This is a genomic window from Pseudomonas brassicae (assembly GCF_010671725.1).
Lineage (GTDB): Bacteria > Pseudomonadota > Gammaproteobacteria > Pseudomonadales > Pseudomonadaceae > Aquipseudomonas > Aquipseudomonas brassicae.
On the sequence record NZ_JAAHBU010000324.1, the window covers coordinates 1 to 15,930 of the forward strand.

Annotated in this window: 13 protein-coding genes, 1 tRNA gene and 2 pseudogenes; 6 read left to right on the forward strand and 10 right to left on the reverse strand. The window is 63.6% G+C overall.

Going from position 1 to position 15,930, the window contains the following annotated elements:
* Positions 1-765, reverse strand: a 765-nt coding sequence (locus G3436_RS20230) for a LysR family transcriptional regulator (protein WP_163948637.1), incomplete at its 3' end; no start/stop codon positions are given.
* A gap of 105 nt (positions 766-870) precedes the next feature.
* On the opposite strand from G3436_RS20230, the pseudogene G3436_RS20235 reads away from it, so the two are divergent.
* Positions 871-2,057, forward strand: a pseudogene (locus G3436_RS20235) (MFS transporter).
* 40 nt (positions 2,058-2,097) lie between these two features.
* Here G3436_RS20235 and G3436_RS20240 read toward each other — a convergent pair.
* The 5 genes from G3436_RS20240 to G3436_RS20260 all read right to left on the reverse strand — a co-directional run bounded on the left by G3436_RS20240 (position 2,098) and on the right by G3436_RS20260 (position 8,433).
* Entirely contained in the window at positions 2,098-3,375 is a 1,278-nt protein-coding gene (locus G3436_RS20240) for a TolC family outer membrane protein (protein WP_163948699.1), read from the reverse strand.
* 78 nt (positions 3,376-3,453) lie between these two features.
* Complete coding sequence (locus G3436_RS20245) at positions 3,454-4,773, reverse strand: HlyD family type I secretion periplasmic adaptor subunit (protein ID WP_243667231.1); 1,320 nt, start codon at positions 4,771-4,773, stop codon at positions 3,454-3,456.
* A complete protein-coding gene (locus G3436_RS20250; protein ID WP_163948640.1) occupies positions 4,770-6,491 on the reverse strand; it encodes a type I secretion system permease/ATPase in 1,722 nt (573 codons plus the stop codon). The genes G3436_RS20245 and G3436_RS20250 overlap by 4 nt, the downstream gene beginning before the upstream one ends.
* Before the next feature lie 57 nt (positions 6,492-6,548).
* Positions 6,549-6,794, reverse strand: a complete 246-nt coding sequence (locus G3436_RS20255; protein ID WP_163948642.1) for an AprI/Inh family metalloprotease inhibitor — start codon at positions 6,792-6,794, stop codon at positions 6,549-6,551.
* 190 nt (positions 6,795-6,984) lie between these two features.
* On the reverse strand, positions 6,985-8,433 hold the full coding sequence (locus G3436_RS20260) for a serralysin family metalloprotease (protein ID WP_163948645.1): 1,449 nt from the start codon (positions 8,431-8,433) through the stop codon (positions 6,985-6,987).
* Positions 8,434-8,770: 337 nt separating this feature from the next.
* On the opposite strand from G3436_RS20260, the gene G3436_RS20265 reads away from it, so the two are divergent.
* Together G3436_RS20265 and G3436_RS20270 are read left to right on the forward strand one after the other, a co-directional pair.
* Positions 8,771-9,151: a hypothetical protein gene (locus G3436_RS20265; protein ID WP_163948648.1), complete on the forward strand. Its 381-nt coding sequence runs from the start codon at positions 8,771-8,773 to the stop codon at positions 9,149-9,151.
* A 189-nt stretch (positions 9,152-9,340) separates the two neighbouring features.
* A pseudogene (locus G3436_RS20270) lies at positions 9,341-11,472 on the forward strand (TonB-dependent siderophore receptor).
* A 103-nt stretch (positions 11,473-11,575) separates the two neighbouring features.
* Here the strand turns inward: G3436_RS20270 and G3436_RS20275 are convergent.
* The 3 genes from G3436_RS20275 to G3436_RS20285 form a co-directional block, all read right to left on the reverse strand.
* Positions 11,576-12,091 carry a DUF6630 family protein gene (locus tag G3436_RS20275; RefSeq protein ID WP_163948651.1) on the reverse strand — a complete coding sequence of 172 codons (516 nt, stop codon included), beginning with the start codon at positions 12,089-12,091 and terminating at the stop codon, positions 11,576-11,578.
* A gap of 77 nt (positions 12,092-12,168) precedes the next feature.
* Positions 12,169-12,258: transfer RNA gene (locus tag G3436_RS20280), tRNA-Ser, on the reverse strand.
* The gene (locus G3436_RS20285; RefSeq protein WP_163948654.1) at positions 12,254-12,451 is read right to left on the reverse strand and encodes a hypothetical protein; all 198 of its coding nucleotides are present in this window, start codon (positions 12,449-12,451) and stop codon (positions 12,254-12,256) included. Before G3436_RS20285 ends, G3436_RS20280 begins: the two co-directional genes overlap by 5 nt.
* Positions 12,452-12,526: 75 nt before the next feature.
* Here G3436_RS20285 and G3436_RS20290 point away from each other — a divergent pair, with 75 nt between their 5' ends.
* The 3 genes from G3436_RS20290 to G3436_RS20300 all read left to right on the forward strand — a co-directional run bounded on the left by G3436_RS20290 (position 12,527) and on the right by G3436_RS20300 (position 15,066).
* On the forward strand, positions 12,527-13,216 hold the full coding sequence (locus G3436_RS20290) for a crotonase/enoyl-CoA hydratase family protein (RefSeq protein ID WP_163948657.1): 690 nt from the start codon (positions 12,527-12,529) through the stop codon (positions 13,214-13,216).
* 92 nt (positions 13,217-13,308) lie between these two features.
* The gene (locus tag G3436_RS20295; protein ID WP_163948658.1) at positions 13,309-14,031 is read left to right on the forward strand and encodes a lysophospholipid acyltransferase family protein; all 723 of its coding nucleotides are present in this window, start codon (positions 13,309-13,311) and stop codon (positions 14,029-14,031) included.
* Positions 14,032-14,094: 63 nt separating this feature from the next.
* Positions 14,095-15,066: a magnesium and cobalt transport protein CorA gene (locus G3436_RS20300; protein ID WP_163948661.1), complete on the forward strand. Its 972-nt coding sequence runs from the start codon at positions 14,095-14,097 to the stop codon at positions 15,064-15,066.
* A 3-nt stretch (positions 15,067-15,069) separates the two neighbouring features.
* Here G3436_RS20300 and G3436_RS20305 read toward each other — a convergent pair whose 3' ends face one another.
* Positions 15,070-15,798 (reverse strand): amidotransferase, encoded by a 729-nt coding sequence (locus G3436_RS20305; protein ID WP_163948664.1) that lies wholly within the window; start codon positions 15,796-15,798, stop codon positions 15,070-15,072.
* Between the last annotated feature and the right edge of the window lie 132 nt (positions 15,799-15,930).

The window sequence follows — 15,930 nt, forward strand, 5'->3', positions numbered from 1 at the left end:
CGCGACCACACCACTGAAGCCCGCCGCGATCCTGGCCGGCACCAGCCCCAGGGCCAGGCCACGCTGTACGAACTTCTCGATCAGACCAATGCTGCCCACCTCGAACTGCACCCGATGGCGTACGCCCGCGGCAGCAAACGCCTCATCGGTTTGCCGACGCGCCCCACTGCCCGCCTGAAAGTCCACCAGCGGCTGGTCCTCCAACTGCTCCAGTGCCAGGCGCCCAGTCCCTACCAGTGGGTGATGCGGCGGCAGTATGGCCACCAGCTCTTCGACCGCCAACAGATGCAACGCCACGCCATTCAACGGCTCGCCCGGCCATACACCAATGAACGCAACGTCCAGGCGACGCTCACGCACATCAGTGAGCAGCACCTCGCTCTTGCCGATCAACCACCGTATGTCCACTTGCGGGTACTGCCCATGAAACCCCGCGAGCAGGTCAACCAGGTCGAGCTCAGTCAGCGAGCTGATCTCGCCGATGGACAACCGACCACGCACCTCGCCGCAGGCTGCAGCCACGTCCTCGCCAATGCGCCGTGCGGCCTCCAGGGCCGTGCGCGCGCTGAGCACAAACGCTTCGCCAGCGGGTGTCAGTCGCACCCGGCGCGAGCTGCGCTCAAACAGCATCGCCCCCAAATGCGTCTCCAGCCGCGCCACTTGATGACTCAAGGCCGACTGAACCACATGACAGCGTTCGGCGGCACGGGTAAAACTTCCTGTCTCGGCGACCGCCAAGGCGTACTCGATCTGCTTGAGGTTCATTCATCCATCTGCTTTAGAGATTGATACGATGAAAACGATACATTGGCGTCATGCTATCGCATTTTCGATAATGAGCCTCCCCACCCACTGACAACGAGATGGTCCATGGCACCCGCCACCCACCTGAGCCGCGCCCTGATCCTGCTGATGGCCACCGCCACCGGCCTGGCCGTGGCCAGCAACTACTATGCGCAGCCGTTGCTGCACAGCATCGCCGAGCATTTCGGCCTGACCACCGCCACCGCCGGCAGCATCGTGATTGCCGCACAGCTGAGCTACGGCGCCGGCCTGTTGCTGCTGGCGCCGCTGGGTGATCTGTTCGAACAGCGCCGCCTGATCGTCAGCATGATCGCCATCAGCACGGTGGGCCTGCTGATCAGCGCATTTGCCCCCAGCCTGCTGTGGCTGCTGATCGGCACCACGCTCACCGGCCTGTTCTCGGTAGTGGCGCAGGTGTTGGTGCCGATGGCGGCCGGCCTGAGTGACCCGGCCGAACGCGGACGGGTGGTGGGTACGCTGATGAGTGGCCTGCTGCTGGGGATTCTGCTGGCACGCACGGCGGCCGGTTTCATGGCCACGCTGGGCGACTGGCGCAGTATCTACCTGCTGGCGGCTGCGCTCATGGCCCTGAGCGCGATCGCCCTGGCACGAGCGCTGCCCGAGCGCCATCAGCATGCCGGGCTCAAGTACCCGGCGCTGATCGGCTCGGTGTTTCGCCTGTTCGTCGACGAGCCGGTGCTGCGGTTGCGTTCGCTGCTGGGGCTGCTGTCGTTCTGTCTGTTCGCGCTGTTCTGGACCCCCTTGGCGTTTCTGCTGGCGGCCGAGCCGTACCAGTATTCAGATGCGGTGATCGGCCTGTTCGGCCTGGCCGGTGCGGCGGGTGCGCTGGCGGCCAACTGGGCCGGGCGCTGGCCGACCGTGGCAAGGGTTCGCTGGGCACCACCGTGGGGCTGCTCGCACTGGTGCTGTCGTGGGTGCCGCTGGCGTTCGCACAGTCCTCGCTGGCCGCGCTGCTGGTGGGCGTGCTGGTGCTGGACCTGGCGGTGCAGCTGGTACACGTGAGCAACCAGAATGCGGTGATTGCCCTGCGGCCCGAGGCGCGCAACCGGCTCAATGCCGGGTACATCACCTGCTATTTCATGGGCGGCGCACTCGGTTCGCTGCTGGGCACGCAGCTGTTCCAGGCCCATGGCTGGAACGGCATCGTGGTGGCGGGGCTGCTGATCGGTGCGGTAGCACTGGCGGTGTGGCTGTGGGTGGAACGCCGTACGGTACAGGTGAAGACCGCGTAGACGCCCTTCGCCAGCAAGGCTGGCGCCTGCAGGCGGCGGGTCAGTCGGCCCGCACGAAGGCCTCGTCGACACGCGACAGGTGCTCTTCACGCAACGTCCCGGCGGCGTAGTGCAACTTGATCCACGCCAGCAGGTAGTCGTAGCGCGCCTGCGCCAGATCGCGCCGGGTGGTGGCCAGTTGCTGCTCGGCATTCAGTACATCCAGATTGACCCGCTCGCCACCCAGCACACTCTGGCGAGTCGACTCCACCAGCGCCTGTGCCGAGCTCAATGCGCGCCCATAGGCGCGCAGGCGCGCAGCCCCCGAGACACACGCGTTGTACTGACGGCGCAGCTCGATCAGGGTGCTGCGGGTCTGCCCGTCCAGCTCGTACTCGGCCTGCTCCAGCGTGCGGCTGGCCTGGCGCGTAGACGCCGACACCGCGCCACCGGCGAACAGCGGCATGCTGACTTCGATACCCACGGTGTTGGTGTCGTAGCGCTGGTCGTAGGTATTGCCGCTGTCGGACTGCACACGCCGCGAAGTGGCGTACGCAGTGACCCGCGGCAGGTGACCGGCACGGTTGCGCTGCACCTCCAAGCGCGCCACTTCCAGTGCCTGGCGCCCCGATGCAAGCTGCGGGTTGTTGGCCACTGCCAGCTCATGCCAGGCCTGGTAGCCAGCCGGCTGCAGGGCAAACTGCGCGAAACCTGCGTGCAACGGTGCAAGGTCCTCGATACGCAGCGCAGGCTCGTCGATCAACGCCCCCAGCTCGCGCAGCGCCGCATCCAGATCATCGCGTGCCTGGATCTGCTCGGCATCCGCAAGCTCATAACGGGCCTGGGCCTCGAGGATATCGGTGCGGGTGCCCTCACCCTGGCGAAACAGCTCACGGTTCTGTCGAAACTGCTGCTCGTACGCCTGCTTGCTGGCCACACTGATGGCAATCTGGTCCTGGGCAAACAACGCCTGCGTGTAATGGCTCAACACCCGTACCAGCAGTTCCTGGCGCTTGTCCCTCAAGGTTTCGTCGGCATACAACGCCTGCGCCACGCCCTTGCGGTAACTGGCGTAGGCGGCGTAATCGAACAACGGCTGCTGCAGGCTGAAGGTCGACCCATAGCTGTCGTAGCGTCGGTCCTCGCTGCTGCGCCCGGCGTCACCCAGGTAGGTCACGGTGGAGTCGTTGCGGCCCTTGTTGTAGTTGTAGTTCAGGTTGGGCAATAGCCCGGCCCGCCCTATCGCGCGGTTTTCCTGGCCGGCCTCGCGGGCCTTGAGTGCGCCCAGTAACACAGGGTCTTTGTGCAAGGCCTGCTCATAGACCTGGAACGGCCCCATCGCCTGTGCGCTGCCAGCCACGCCCACGGCGAGCGCCGCCAGCAGCCCCGATCATCATGCTTTTCATGGCTGGACGTCCTATCGTTCGGTCAGGGCGGTGCCGGCCCGGTCGAGCAGCGGCTTGAACAGGTAGTTGAGCAACGAGCGCTCACCGCTGCGCACGAACAGCTCGGCCGGCATGCCGGGCTTGATCACCAACCCGTCAAGGCGTGCCAGGGCGCTCTCGCTGACGCTGCTGCGCAGCACGTAGTAAGGCTGGCCGGTCTTTTCATCGATCAACTGGTCGGCGGAAATCAACGCCACCTCGCCACTGACCCGTGGCGTACTGCTCTGGTTGAAGGCGGTGAAGAGGATATCCACAGGCAATTGCAGCGCGACCTTGTCCACCAGGCTGACCGGCAAGCGGCCTTCGACCTGGAGCGCAGCGTCCTGCGGCACGATCTCCACCAGGGCTTCGCCAGGGTGCACCACCGCGCCCACGGTGTGCACCCCCAGATTGACCGCAATGCCCTGCGCCGGCGCGAGAATTTCATTGTGCTGCAGGGCAAAACGCGCCGAGGTCAGTTGCTGCTCGAGCGTCACGCTGTCGAGCTGGGCCTGGGCCAGCTGGCTGCGCACCTCCTTCTGGTATTCCTGCTGACGCTGCTGCAGGTTCAGCCGCGCTTCGACGATGCCCTGCTCGAGCCGTGCGCTGTCGCCCGTGTTCTGCGCAAGGTCACGCTGCACCTGGGACAGCTGACGCTGGTAGTCGAGCAGGCGGTTGCGCGGGATATAGCCGTTGCTGGCCAGGGGCTGCAAGTTGGCCAGTTGCTCGCGCAACGAGTCTGCCTGGGCCTGCAGGTCGCTGCGGGCGCGGCGCATGCTCGCCAGTTGCGCTACCGACCCTTCGATGTTGGCCTTGAGCCCGGCCTGCTCGCGCGCCTGGGCATCGCGACGGCTGCGGAACAGCTGGCGCTGGTTCTCCAGCGTCAGGCTCAGTTGCGGGTCCGGGTCGCTACTCAGTTCGCTGGCGAAGGCGATTGCCGGCAGGTTGTCGCGCTCGCTTTGCCACCGTGCAAGGCTGGCCCAGGCCATGCGGTACTGCGCCTGCAGCGCCTGCACATCAGCCTGAGCCTGGGTCGGGTCAAGCCGAAACAGCGGCTGCCCCTGCTCGACCAACTGGCCCTCGTGCACCATGATCTGGCTGACCACACCAGCTGCCATCGATTGCACCGCCTTGCGCTTGCCCGACACCACCACAGTGCCTTGCACGCTGACGCCTTCATCCAGCGGAGCCAGCGTCGCCCAGCCAAGAAAGCCGCCAAACCCCACCAGCGTCAGCCACCAGCCGAGGCCAACGAAATACTGCGCATCGCGCCCCGTGGCTGCCATCGTCATGCCTTGCTCGTCCTTGTTCATACGCCATTGCTCGCGTGCGCCGCTGCCGGGCGCGGGGCCTGATTCAACGCCTGCATCACCTGCGCGGCCGGGCCGAATGCCTGCACTCGCCCTTCGCCCAGCACCAGCAGCTTGTCGGCCTGGGCCAGTGCCGCACTGCGGTGGGTCACCAGCACCACGGTGCGCCCCAACGCCTTCATCTGGGTGATGGCGCTGGCCAGCGCCGCTTCGCCGCTGGCATCCAGGTTGGAATTGGGCTCGTCCAGCACGATCAGGCTCGGCCCGCCGTACAGGGCGCGGGCCAGGGCAATGCGCTGCTTCTGCCCTCCAGACAGGTCGGCACCCTCCTCGCCCAGCCGCGTGTCATAGCCCTGAGGCAAGCGCAGGATCAGTTCGTGCACACCCGCCTGACGCGCCGCCTCTACCACCTTATGGCCGTCGAGCGGTGCAAACCGGGCAATGTTCTCGGCGATACTGCCGCGCAGCAGCTCGATGTTCTGTGGCAGGTAACCGATATGCGGGCCCAGCGCCTCGCGCTCCCAGCGGTGCAGTTCGGCGCCGTCCAGGCGCACGCTGCCGGCCAGTGGCGACCAGACGCCCACCAGCACCCTGGCCAAGGTCGACTTGCCGGAGCCTGAGTTGCCCAGCACCCCCAGCACCTCGCCAGCGGCCAGGCTGAAGCTGACTTGCTGCACGGTAGCGACGCGCTTGCCTGGCGGCCCGGCACTCAGCAGCTCGACGTCAAGACGGCCGGTGGGGGCCGGCAACGCCATGCGCGGCGCAGGCTCGGGGCACTCGCGCAACAGGCTGTCGAGCCGCTTGTAGGCCAACTGCGCGCCACTCCATTGCTTCCACACGGCGATCAACTGGTCGATGGGGCTGAGCACCCGCCCCATGAGAATGGAACCGGCGATCATCATGCCGGGGGTCATCTGCCCCTCGATCACCAGCAAGGCGCCCAGCCCCAGTACCAGTGACTGCAAGCACAGGCGCAGGGCCTTGCTGATGGCAGAGATCACCGCCGACGTGTCGCTGGCGCGGTTCTGCAGCACCAGGAAGCGCGAATGCAGGGTGAACCAGCGTTGGCGCAGGGCATCGAGCATGCCCATGGCCTGGATACTTTCGGCATTGTGCAGGTGGCTGCCGGCCAACTGCGCCGATTGCTGCTGATAACTGGCGGCCTGCACCAGCGGCACATGGGTCAGACGCTCGTTGAGGATGGCCAGCAACACCAGCACCAGCGCGCCACCGCAGGCCAGCACGCCGAGCCAGGTATTGAACAGGAAGATGACAGCCAGGTAGATGGGAAACCACGGCGCGTCGAAGAACGCGAACAGCGCCGGGCCCGTCACGAACTGGCGAACCTGGGCCAGGTCGCCTAGCGCTTGCCCGGCCGCGGCGTCACGCTGGCGCAAGTTGCGCTCGAAGGCGGCGCGGTAGACCTTGAGGTTGAAGGCCTGCTCAAGTTGATGGCCCACCCGAATAACAATGAAACTGCGAAGGGTTTCAAGTAAGCCGATGAATACAAAGAAGCCGACCACCATCAAGGTCAACATCCACAGGGTGGTTTCGTTCTGCGATGACAATACCCGGTCGTACACTTGCAACATGTAGATCGAGGGCACCAGCATCAGAATATTTATCAACGCGGTAAAACAACCGACACTGATCAGGATGGATTTGTAATCAGCCAGTGCCGTCCACAGAGGGGCACCCGCAGTGGATGTCGGGGTGTTCATTGTCCGCGTTTCGTTCCTTGAAAAGTCGGGGTGTGGTCATGCCGTGCCGGGGGGCCGTCACGGCGGGTCCAGACGCTCCAGGCGCAGGGTCTTGCCAGCCTCGACGTCCCACTCGTACAGGCCGGGCTGCACGCGGTTGAAGTGGCGCAGTGCAACACCGTCGCCGCCCACCAGGGCCAGCGTATCGGGGGTCACCAACCAGGCCGATACACGCACGCCCAGCAGTTTTTCGGCACAATCGAGTTCGCCGCTCAGCAGGGTCTGGGGGGGCGTGCAAGCGCAATGTGCAGACGTGCCCAACATCTTTTTGCGCGTAGAGTTTCCAGTCGCCGGCCAACTGGTCAGGGCTGGGGAGTAACAAGCTGCTTGCCATACCTACCTCGGTAAGCGTGATGAAGGTGATCGCGCCAAGCGCGATGCGTCGTGTGAGGCTCATGGCTACATCCCTTGAAGAAGGAACGGCGCACGCGCCGTCCGCCCGGTTACGCCGCTATCAGACCACGATATCGGTGATGGCAGCCTGGCCCACCGTGTACACCTGGAAGTCGGCCTGGCCAACCCCGGTGAAATCGATGGCAAGACCGCCCACGTTGTTGACCTTGTCGTAGGTGAGCAGCGCTTCGCCTGCATGCCCGGTGAAGGCAGTGACGAAGTCCAGTTGCAGCTTGTTCACCGAAAACGCGGCAAAGCCGGTCAGGTCGATCTTGTCCTGGCCACTGGTGAAATCCATGATCCAGTCCGGCGCCTGCGGGGTCGAGTCGCTGCTGGATTCGAACACGAAGGTATCCCGGCCGGCGCCGCCCCACATCAGGTCGGCGCCACCGCCACCGAAGATGATGTCGTTACCGGCACCGCCCACCAGCATGTTGGCCGCCGCGTTGCCGATCAGCAGGTCGTTGCCCGAGCCGCCAATGGCATTTTCCACGGTGACGCCCTGGGCGATGGAAACGTTGCCCACCATGCCGCCAACGTCCGAGAACGAACCTTCGTTGAGATTGATCTTCTGGTTCTGGGTGAACCCGGAGAAGTCCAGGGTATCGTTGCCGCCACCGTCCCACACCGAGAACACCAGCTTGGAAGACGACGAGGTGGCCGAGTAGAAATCGCGGTCGGCGGTGGAGTTGAAGCCATACACGGTATCGCCGGAACGGGTCGCGTAGTTGGCGCCGTAGAGCTTCTGGATGGCAGCGATGTCGTCCATCAGCGGTGCGGACGCATAGGTCACGACCCCGCCCTTGCTGAAGTTCTGGCTGGTATTGCTTTCACTCCAGTAGCTCATGACGCTGTAGCCACGCGAGTCCTGGCCGTAGGAGGCGTCACGGTAGCTTGGGTTGCCTTCACCGGCGTTGTAGTCGCCAGGGTGCGACAGGCCCAGCGAGTGACCAATCTCGTGGGTGAGGGTCTGGCGACCGTAGTTGCCGTTGTCCGGGTTGGTATTTTCGCGGTACTGGTTGTTGACCAGGTACCAGGTCTCACCCTTGTGCGACCCGGCGAACTGGTACGGCAGGTAGGCGAAGGCTGCGCCGCCGCTGCTGCCGTCGCTGTAGTTGCCGTAGGTCATGTGACCGTCACCGCCACTGGCCGCCTGCTGGAAGGTGATCTTGGCAACGTCCGACCAGGACTGCATGGCCAGCTTGGCCTGGGCCTGCTGCTGCGCGGAAAAGGCGCTGAAGCTGCCCAGTTCGCGGTCGAAGTCCGCCGGAGCCCGGGTCAGAAAGCTGTAGGTGAGGTTGATGAAACCGTCTTTGTTCAGGTCTTTCCAGGCAGCGCCATCGCGCAGCAGCTGGGTAGCGGCCTGATCCACGGTGAACGAGGGTTTGCCATTGAGGGTACCGGCGCCGCGGTCGTACTGGTGAGCGAAGTTGCTCAGTTGCTGATAGGCGGCACTGTAACCCTTTGGCTGAACTGCCAGGGCCAATGCCGAGGGTTGAACGGTCGACATACTTACACTTCCTTGTTTACTAAAAGCCGTTGTTTTTCAGACAGAACGGTCCCTTGGCGAGAACGTCCTGTCACTCGCCCTGATAAAGGCGTGGGCAAATTGCCATATAACTGAATAAACTTCTAGCGTTATTTTGACGCCAATTTTCAGGCGAATTGTCCGACAAAAATACCACGTCGAGACGCGCACGCTGCCCGTGCGGCTACACGTCAGCGGCCCCCCTGCGACAACGCACCCCACACCAGAATCTACCCTCTGTCGCCTGAGCATTGACTTGTACTGCGGCGCGGCGCTGAGTAGGAAGTCGTCAACCGCCCCCTGATTTCGGACGATGCCCATGACAAGACTCACGGTTCAATCCGGCGACTTCTTGCAAGGTGAAGGCGAGTATCGCAATGGATCGCTCACACTCAAGACCGCTGGCAGCCCCTCTCAAGGCGAGAAGATCGCCCTCTCACGCATCAAGGACATGAAGGTCGCCAACCAGGAATCCAGCCGCAACCTGGGCAGCGCTCTGGGCTGGGGCATGGCTGGCGCGCTGGTGGCCGGCCCGGTCGGCCTGCTCGCCGGGCTCTGGCTGGGCAGCAAGGAAGAGGAGGTGACCTTCCTCGCCACCTTCAAGGACGGTCGCAAGCTGCTGGCCGTGACCGACAGCCGCACCTGGTCGAAAATAGACGGCCATTGGCGCCGCCACGACCTGGCCACCGGCACGCGCTGAATTCCATCCTGAGTATTTCGTTCAGGTAGTATGGCGCCCGCCTGCCCGCGCAATGCCGGCAGGCCACGTACTTGCGCGCCTGCTGCGCACACCTGTCGCAATTACCTTTGCCGTAATGGGCTTTCAGCTATCGGGTAGCTGCCGAACAATAACGGCGCATCCGCTGCAGGCCCTCAAGGAGCTTTCCGCATGACCCTGCACTGCCCGCGCCTGCCCCTGAGCCTGCTGAGCCTCGGCCTGGCCTTGAGTTCGCCGCATACCCTGGCCGACAGCGACATCACCCTGGCGCCCGTGACTGTCTCCGATGTGCTCGACGACGGTTACCAGCCGCGCCAGGCCTCGGTGGCCGGCTTTACCCCGGCGCCACTGCTCGATACGCCGGCCTCCGTGTCGGTGTTCACCGAACAACTGCTGCAGGACCGCCAGGTGCGCCTGCTCAGCCAGGTGCTGCAAAGCGATGCCTCGGTCGGCGAAAGCTACGCCCCCATCGGCTACTACGAAAATTTCAACGTGCGCGGCTTCGAACTCGACGCGGCGCACAGTTACACCATCAATGGTCAGACCATTGCCGGCGAACAGAACGTGGCCCTGGAAAACAAGCAGCAGGTCGAGCTGCTCAAGGGGCTGTCCGGCTTGCAGAGCGGCGTGGCGGAGCCTGGCGGGTTGATCAATTACGTGACCAAGCGCCCGCAGGATGTGCGTGCAATGACCGTGTCGAGCAATGAACAGGGCGAGCGCTACATCGCCACCGACCTGGGCGCTGGTTCGGCAGCGAACGCCAGTTCGGCCTGCGTGCCAACCTGGCGCACGAGGATATTCGTTCGTACGTCGAGCATGCCGACGGCAAGCGCGATTTCGCGTCGCTGGCCTTCGACTGGCAGATCAACCCCAATGCCCTGTTGCAATTGGACGTCGAGTACCAGCAGCGTGAACAGCGCTCGGTGCCGGGCTACCAGTTGCTCGGCGGCACTCAGGTGCCGCACGCTGTCGACCCGAAGGATCGCCTGGCGTATCAACACTGGGCCAAACCGGTGCAGATCGATTCGCTTAACCTGGGCGGCAAGTTCGAATACCGCTTCAACGACGCCTGGACCGGCAGCGTGAGTGCCTCGCGCAGCCATGTGGTAATCGACGACTACAGCTCGTTTGCCTGGGGTTCGGGGATGGACGCGCACTTCAGCCCCGAAGGCGACTACGACATCTACGACTACCGTAGCCCCGATGACACCCGCCGCACCGACGAGGCGCAATTGGCGCTCAATGGCCGCTTCAAGCTGGGCGGCCTGGAGCATGACCTGACCGTGGGCAGCAGCGCACAACGGCGCACGGTCGACCAGCGTCCGACCTTCAACCAATGGCTCGGCAGCGGCAACATCTATCAGCCAACCCCCGGGCTGGCACCGTTCGACGGAACACCAGGGCATAGCGAGCGCCGCCTCGACAGCCGCCAGTACGGCCTGTTCGCCAGCGATCGCATCAGCTTCAACGAACACTGGCAAACCGTGCTGGGTGCGCGCATGGTTCGCCTCGACGAGCAGGCGTTCAACGAACAAGGCGAGCCGCTGCGCCATACCCGCCAGTACGAACTGCTGCCCAACGCCGCGCTGATCTACAAGCCCCGCCAGGACATCTCGCTGTACGCCAGCTACAGCAAGGGGCTGTCGTCCGGCAATGCAGCGCCGTGGTTCGCCACCAACAACCAGGACATCCTCGCCCCCACCACTTCGCGCCAGCTCGAGCTGGGCATCAAGCGCGAATGGCAGCGCATGAGCCTGAGCGCGGCGCTGTTCCAGCTGCGCCAGGCGTATCAGTATGCCCAGCCGGACGGTGCAGGCGAGTTCACCTACGTTCAGCAAGGCCAGCAGAAGAACACCGGGCTGGAACTGGCCGCCAGCGGCTGGGTGACCTCGAACCTGCAGATCAACGCCAGCGCGGCAGCGATTCGGGCACGGGTACAGGGCAGCGGTACCGACGCCTATGACGACCATCAGGCATTGAATGTACCCAACGTTCGCGCGGCGCTGCAGGCCGACTACAGCCTGCCCGGCGTACCGGGGCTGGCGCTGCTGGGCGGCGCGCGCTACAGCGCGAGCAAGTATGCCAATCAGGCGGGTACGGTCGAGGTAGGTGGGTATGCGGTATTCGATGTGGGCAGCCGCTACCGCACGCGTATCGGCGGGTATGACACGGTGCTGCGCCTGACGGTGGATAACGTGCTCGATCGGCGCTACTGGCGCGATGCGGGGGCGTATCTGGGGGATGGGTATCTGTTTCAGGGCGCGCCGCGCACTGCGCGATTGTCGGCTTCGGTGAGCTTCTGAGGGCCTCTGCGCTGGCAAGCCAGCTCCCACAAGGATGTCAGTGATCAGACGATTGACACTGTAGCCGTGGGGGCTGGCTTGCCAGCGAAGGGCGCGCCGCAGATCAGAACGGCGTGCTGCCCTCGCGGAACTGCACTTCCAGTACGTCGGCGATTTCATGCAGCTTGGCCGCCGCATCCGGGGTGGTGATGAAACCGCTGTAGCAGTCTTCCATCGTCGACCAGTTCCACAGCACCAGGCCCTGCTTCTCGAGCTCGGCATGGGCCAGGATCATCAGCTGCGACACGCTGTGGTTCTCGAGGAAATCTTCGTCTTCGGCATCTTCGACACCAAAGGTCACTTCGGCCCCGCGCGCTTCAGCCAACTGCTGAACGCTCTGCACGAACGACTCGGTGTCCTTCCAGTCCACGTAGAACACCGATTCCCAGTCAGCGATGTCTTTGACCATCCACATCAACTGCTTGGGATCTTCCTCGAACTCTTCGATGTCATCTTCATCCAGCTCCAGCTCACGAAAGGCCTGGAGGTGATCGCGCGCCATGTCAGCCGAAGGGCTGACCAGGGTAAACACCTGCTCGGCGGCATGGATCTGCTGTTCGGAAAAGCACTCTGTAAGCATCTGAATCATCCTTTTCATGGGCCCAACAAAAAGCCCCCGGACTCTTTCAAGTCTGGGGGCTTTCAGCGTATCGAATATGGCGGTGAAGAAGGGATTCGAACCCTTGATACAGTTTCCTGTATACACACTTTCCAGGCGTGCTCCTTCAGCCACTCGGACACTTCACCGGTTCTCGCCAGGCAGTTCACCCTGTCGAGGCGCGCTAATGTAGTCGAAAGCACTTTTAATGGCAAAGGTTTTTTTCAGAATATTCATGCGCTTAAGCAATAAGTGGCAAAGCTGCCAATCTCTGGAGTGCTTCGGCTGCGCTGTGCCGGCAATGCCCGCCACGCAAGGGCGGCGGGCTTCAGGCTGACTCACCGGTCAGTCTTGGCGCTTTACCTGGCTGCGGCAGCTGGGTAACGTCTGCCCCACTTCACCTAAAGGAACTGTGCCATGAGCGAACTGGTTACCTACCACCTGGAAGACGGCATCGCGACCCTGACCCTGAGCAACGGCAAGGTCAACGCCATTTCGCCCGACCTCATCAGTGCCTTCAACAGTGCGCTGGACCGCGCCGTGCAGGACCGCGCCGTGGTCATCATCACCGGCCAGCCAGGCATTCTCTCCGGCGGCTACGACCTCAAGGTGATGACCGCAAGCCCCCAGGCCGCGGTATCGCTGGTGACCGCCGGTTCAACCCTGGCCCGCCGCCTGCTCTCGCACCCATTTCCGGTGATCGTCGCCTGCCCTGGCCACGCGGTGGCCAAAGGCGCGTTCCTGCTGCTGTCGGCCGATTATCGCATCGGCGTCGAGGGCCCGTTCAGCATCGGCCTGAACGAAGTGCAGATCGGCATGACCATGCACCATGCCGGGATCGAGCTGGCGCGTGATCGCCTGCGCCGTTCGGCGTTCCACCGTTCGGTGATCAATGCCGAGATGTTCGACCCGGCAAGTGCAGTGGATGCGGGCTTTCTTGACAAGGTGGTGCCTGCAGAGCAGTTGCACGCCACCGCCCTGGCGGCAGCGCAGCAACTCAAGCAGCTCAACATGAGGGCGCACAAACACACCAAGCTCAAGGTGCGCAAGGCGCTGCTGGAGCTTCTGGATGACGCGATCATTCGTGATCAGGAGCACATGGGCTAGTAGCCGCGCAGCATTCAAACCTTTAAAACGATCGTTTGCCCCGGGCTGTGCACAACCGTACACTGCGCCGCGTTTTGTCTGGGGTTGAACCGATGCTATTGCTGATTCGCATGCCCCTGCTGGGGCTGCACTTTATTCTGGCCGGCGTGCTGGGTGTGCTCATCGGCCTGTGCCGACCGTTCCATCCCGATAACAGCCGCCTGTGCGCGCGCCTGTACGGCTGGCCGGCCACCTGGCTGATGCGCCTGCAGATACAGGCCGAGGTCGGCCCGCTGTTCGACCAGCCTCCCGGCTGCGTGATCATCGCCAACCATCAGTCCAATCACGACTTGTTCGTGCTCGGCCACGTGGTGCCGCCACGCACCGTGTGCATCGGCAAGAAAAGCCTGAAATGGGTCCCGCTGTTCGGCCAGCTGTTCTGGCTGGGCGGCAATGTGCTGGTCGATCGCGGCAACGCCTACCAGGCGCGCCGTGCCATGCAAACCACCACCCGCACCCTGCAGGAACAGGACACCTCGATCTGGGTATTCCCCGAAGGCACGCGCAATGCCGGCGAGCACCTGCTGCCCTTCAAGAAAGGCGCCTTTCACATGGCCGTGGAGGCCGGGGTGCCCATCGTGCCAGTCTGCGTCAGCCGCTATGCCCAGCGCCTCAACCTCAATGGCTGGCGCCGCCGCAAGGTGATCATCCGCTCGCTGGCGCCGATTTCCACCCGCGGCCTGACCCACCAGGATGTTCCCGCCCTGGCCGAACAGTGTCGCCAGCAGATGCAGCGCTGCATCGACCTGATGGAAAACGAACTGCACGGGCGCTGAACAGTTGCCGATTGCCCGCAGTCAGACCAAGCTAGGGTTTCGATAACAGGGAAACGCACAGCCATGGGTCGAGTCGTCGCCGCAGCGGTGTACAGCGCAGGCAGGAAAGTCACCAATATCAGCCTCGATGAAGGCGCCGAGTGGGCCAGCAAGCCTGGCCACTTCGTATGGATCGGCCTGGAAGAACCCAACGCCCAGGAGCTGGCCAACCTGCAACGCCAGTTCAACCTGCACGAACTGGCGATTGAGGACGCGCTGGAAAAACACAGCCGGCCCAAACTGGAAACCTTCGGTGACGCACTGTTCATCGTCACCTATTCCCCCGTGCGCCAGGACGGCAAGCTGGAGTTCATCGAAACCCATATCTTCGCCGGCAACGGCTACATCATCACCTGCCGCAACGGCCACTCCAAGTCCTACGCCCTGGTACGCCAGCGCTGCGAAGCACGCCCGCTGCTGCTTGAGCACGGCGAAGACTTCGTGCTGTACGCCCTGCTGGACTTTGTCACCGAGAACTACCAGCCGGTCAGCGAGGCAATCCACGGCGAGATCGAAGAACTGGAGAACAATGTGCTGAGCAGCTCGCTGCAGGAGGATGACATTCGCCGCCTGCACGGCCTGCGCCGCGACATACTGCGCCTGCGCCGGTACGTGGCACCGATGATGGAAGTCAGCGAGGAACTGCAGCGCCTGACCTTTCCGTTTATCGACAAGAACATGCGCCCGTACTTTCGCGACGTGCAGATCCATGTCACGCGGCAGATGGAAGACCTTTCAGGCATTCGCGACATCGCCAGCCAGACCATCGAGATCGGCATGCTGCTGGAGTCGTCGCGCCAGAGCATCACCCAGCGCAAGTTCGCCGCCTGGGCGGCGATCCTGGCCTTCCCCACCGCCGTGGCAGGGATCTACGGGATGAATTTCCAGAACATGCCGGAGCTGGCCTGGCAGTACGGCTATTTTGCCGTGCTGGGGGTGATCGCCGTCGGCTGCACCGCACTGTTCGCCAGCTTCAAGCGCTCCGGCTGGCTGTAGGTGTCAGGCCGCCGGGCTGCCGGGCTTGTGCGCGACAAAGCGCATCATCCATTCGGCCACGGTGCTGCCCTGGTGCTGCTGGTCGAGGCTGGCGACGCCCTTGGTGTAGACCTCCGGGCCCAGGTGCTGCTGACGCAGCTCCAGCAACGCCCGCGAATAATCGTGGATGAACTCGGGGTGCCCCTGGAAGCACAGCACCTGGTCGCCAATGTGATAGGCCGCGTACGGACAGAAATCGCTGGAGGCAATAACCGTGGCGTTTTCGGGCAAGCGGGTAACCTGGTCCTGGTGGCTGATCAGCAACGTCAGCTCCTCGACCTGCGGGCTCATCCACGGCGCCTTGGCCGCCATCACGTAGCGGTGCGTACCCACGCCCCAGCCCTGTGTCGCACGTTCGCTCTTGCCCCCCAGCAGCAGCGCCAGCAACTGGTGGCCGAAGCATACGCCCAACAGCTTGTCGCCGCGCTGGTAGCGCCCCAGCAGGTACGCCTTGAGGGTGGCGATCCAGGCGTCATCACCAAATGAATCGGCCTTGCTCCCCGTCACCAGATAGGCATCAAACACCTGGTCATCGTCGGGGTAGTCGCCGTTCATCACGTTGTAGACGCTGAACTGAGCGGCAATCGGCTGATGGGTGAACAGGTGCTCGAACATCCGGCCGTAGCCCTGATACTGATCGACCAGCTCGGGTCGCAGGACATCGGTTTCCAGGATGCAGATGCGTAACGACATAGTTTTAGTCCCGAACGGCATGAGGCACAAAGTGTCGCTAGAGCCTGCCGCGAATGACGCCTGGAGGCAAGTGTTGACTCAGACGAACGGTCAAGATGAAGCAAGCCCGACCTCCACTGCACGCACGTGTCT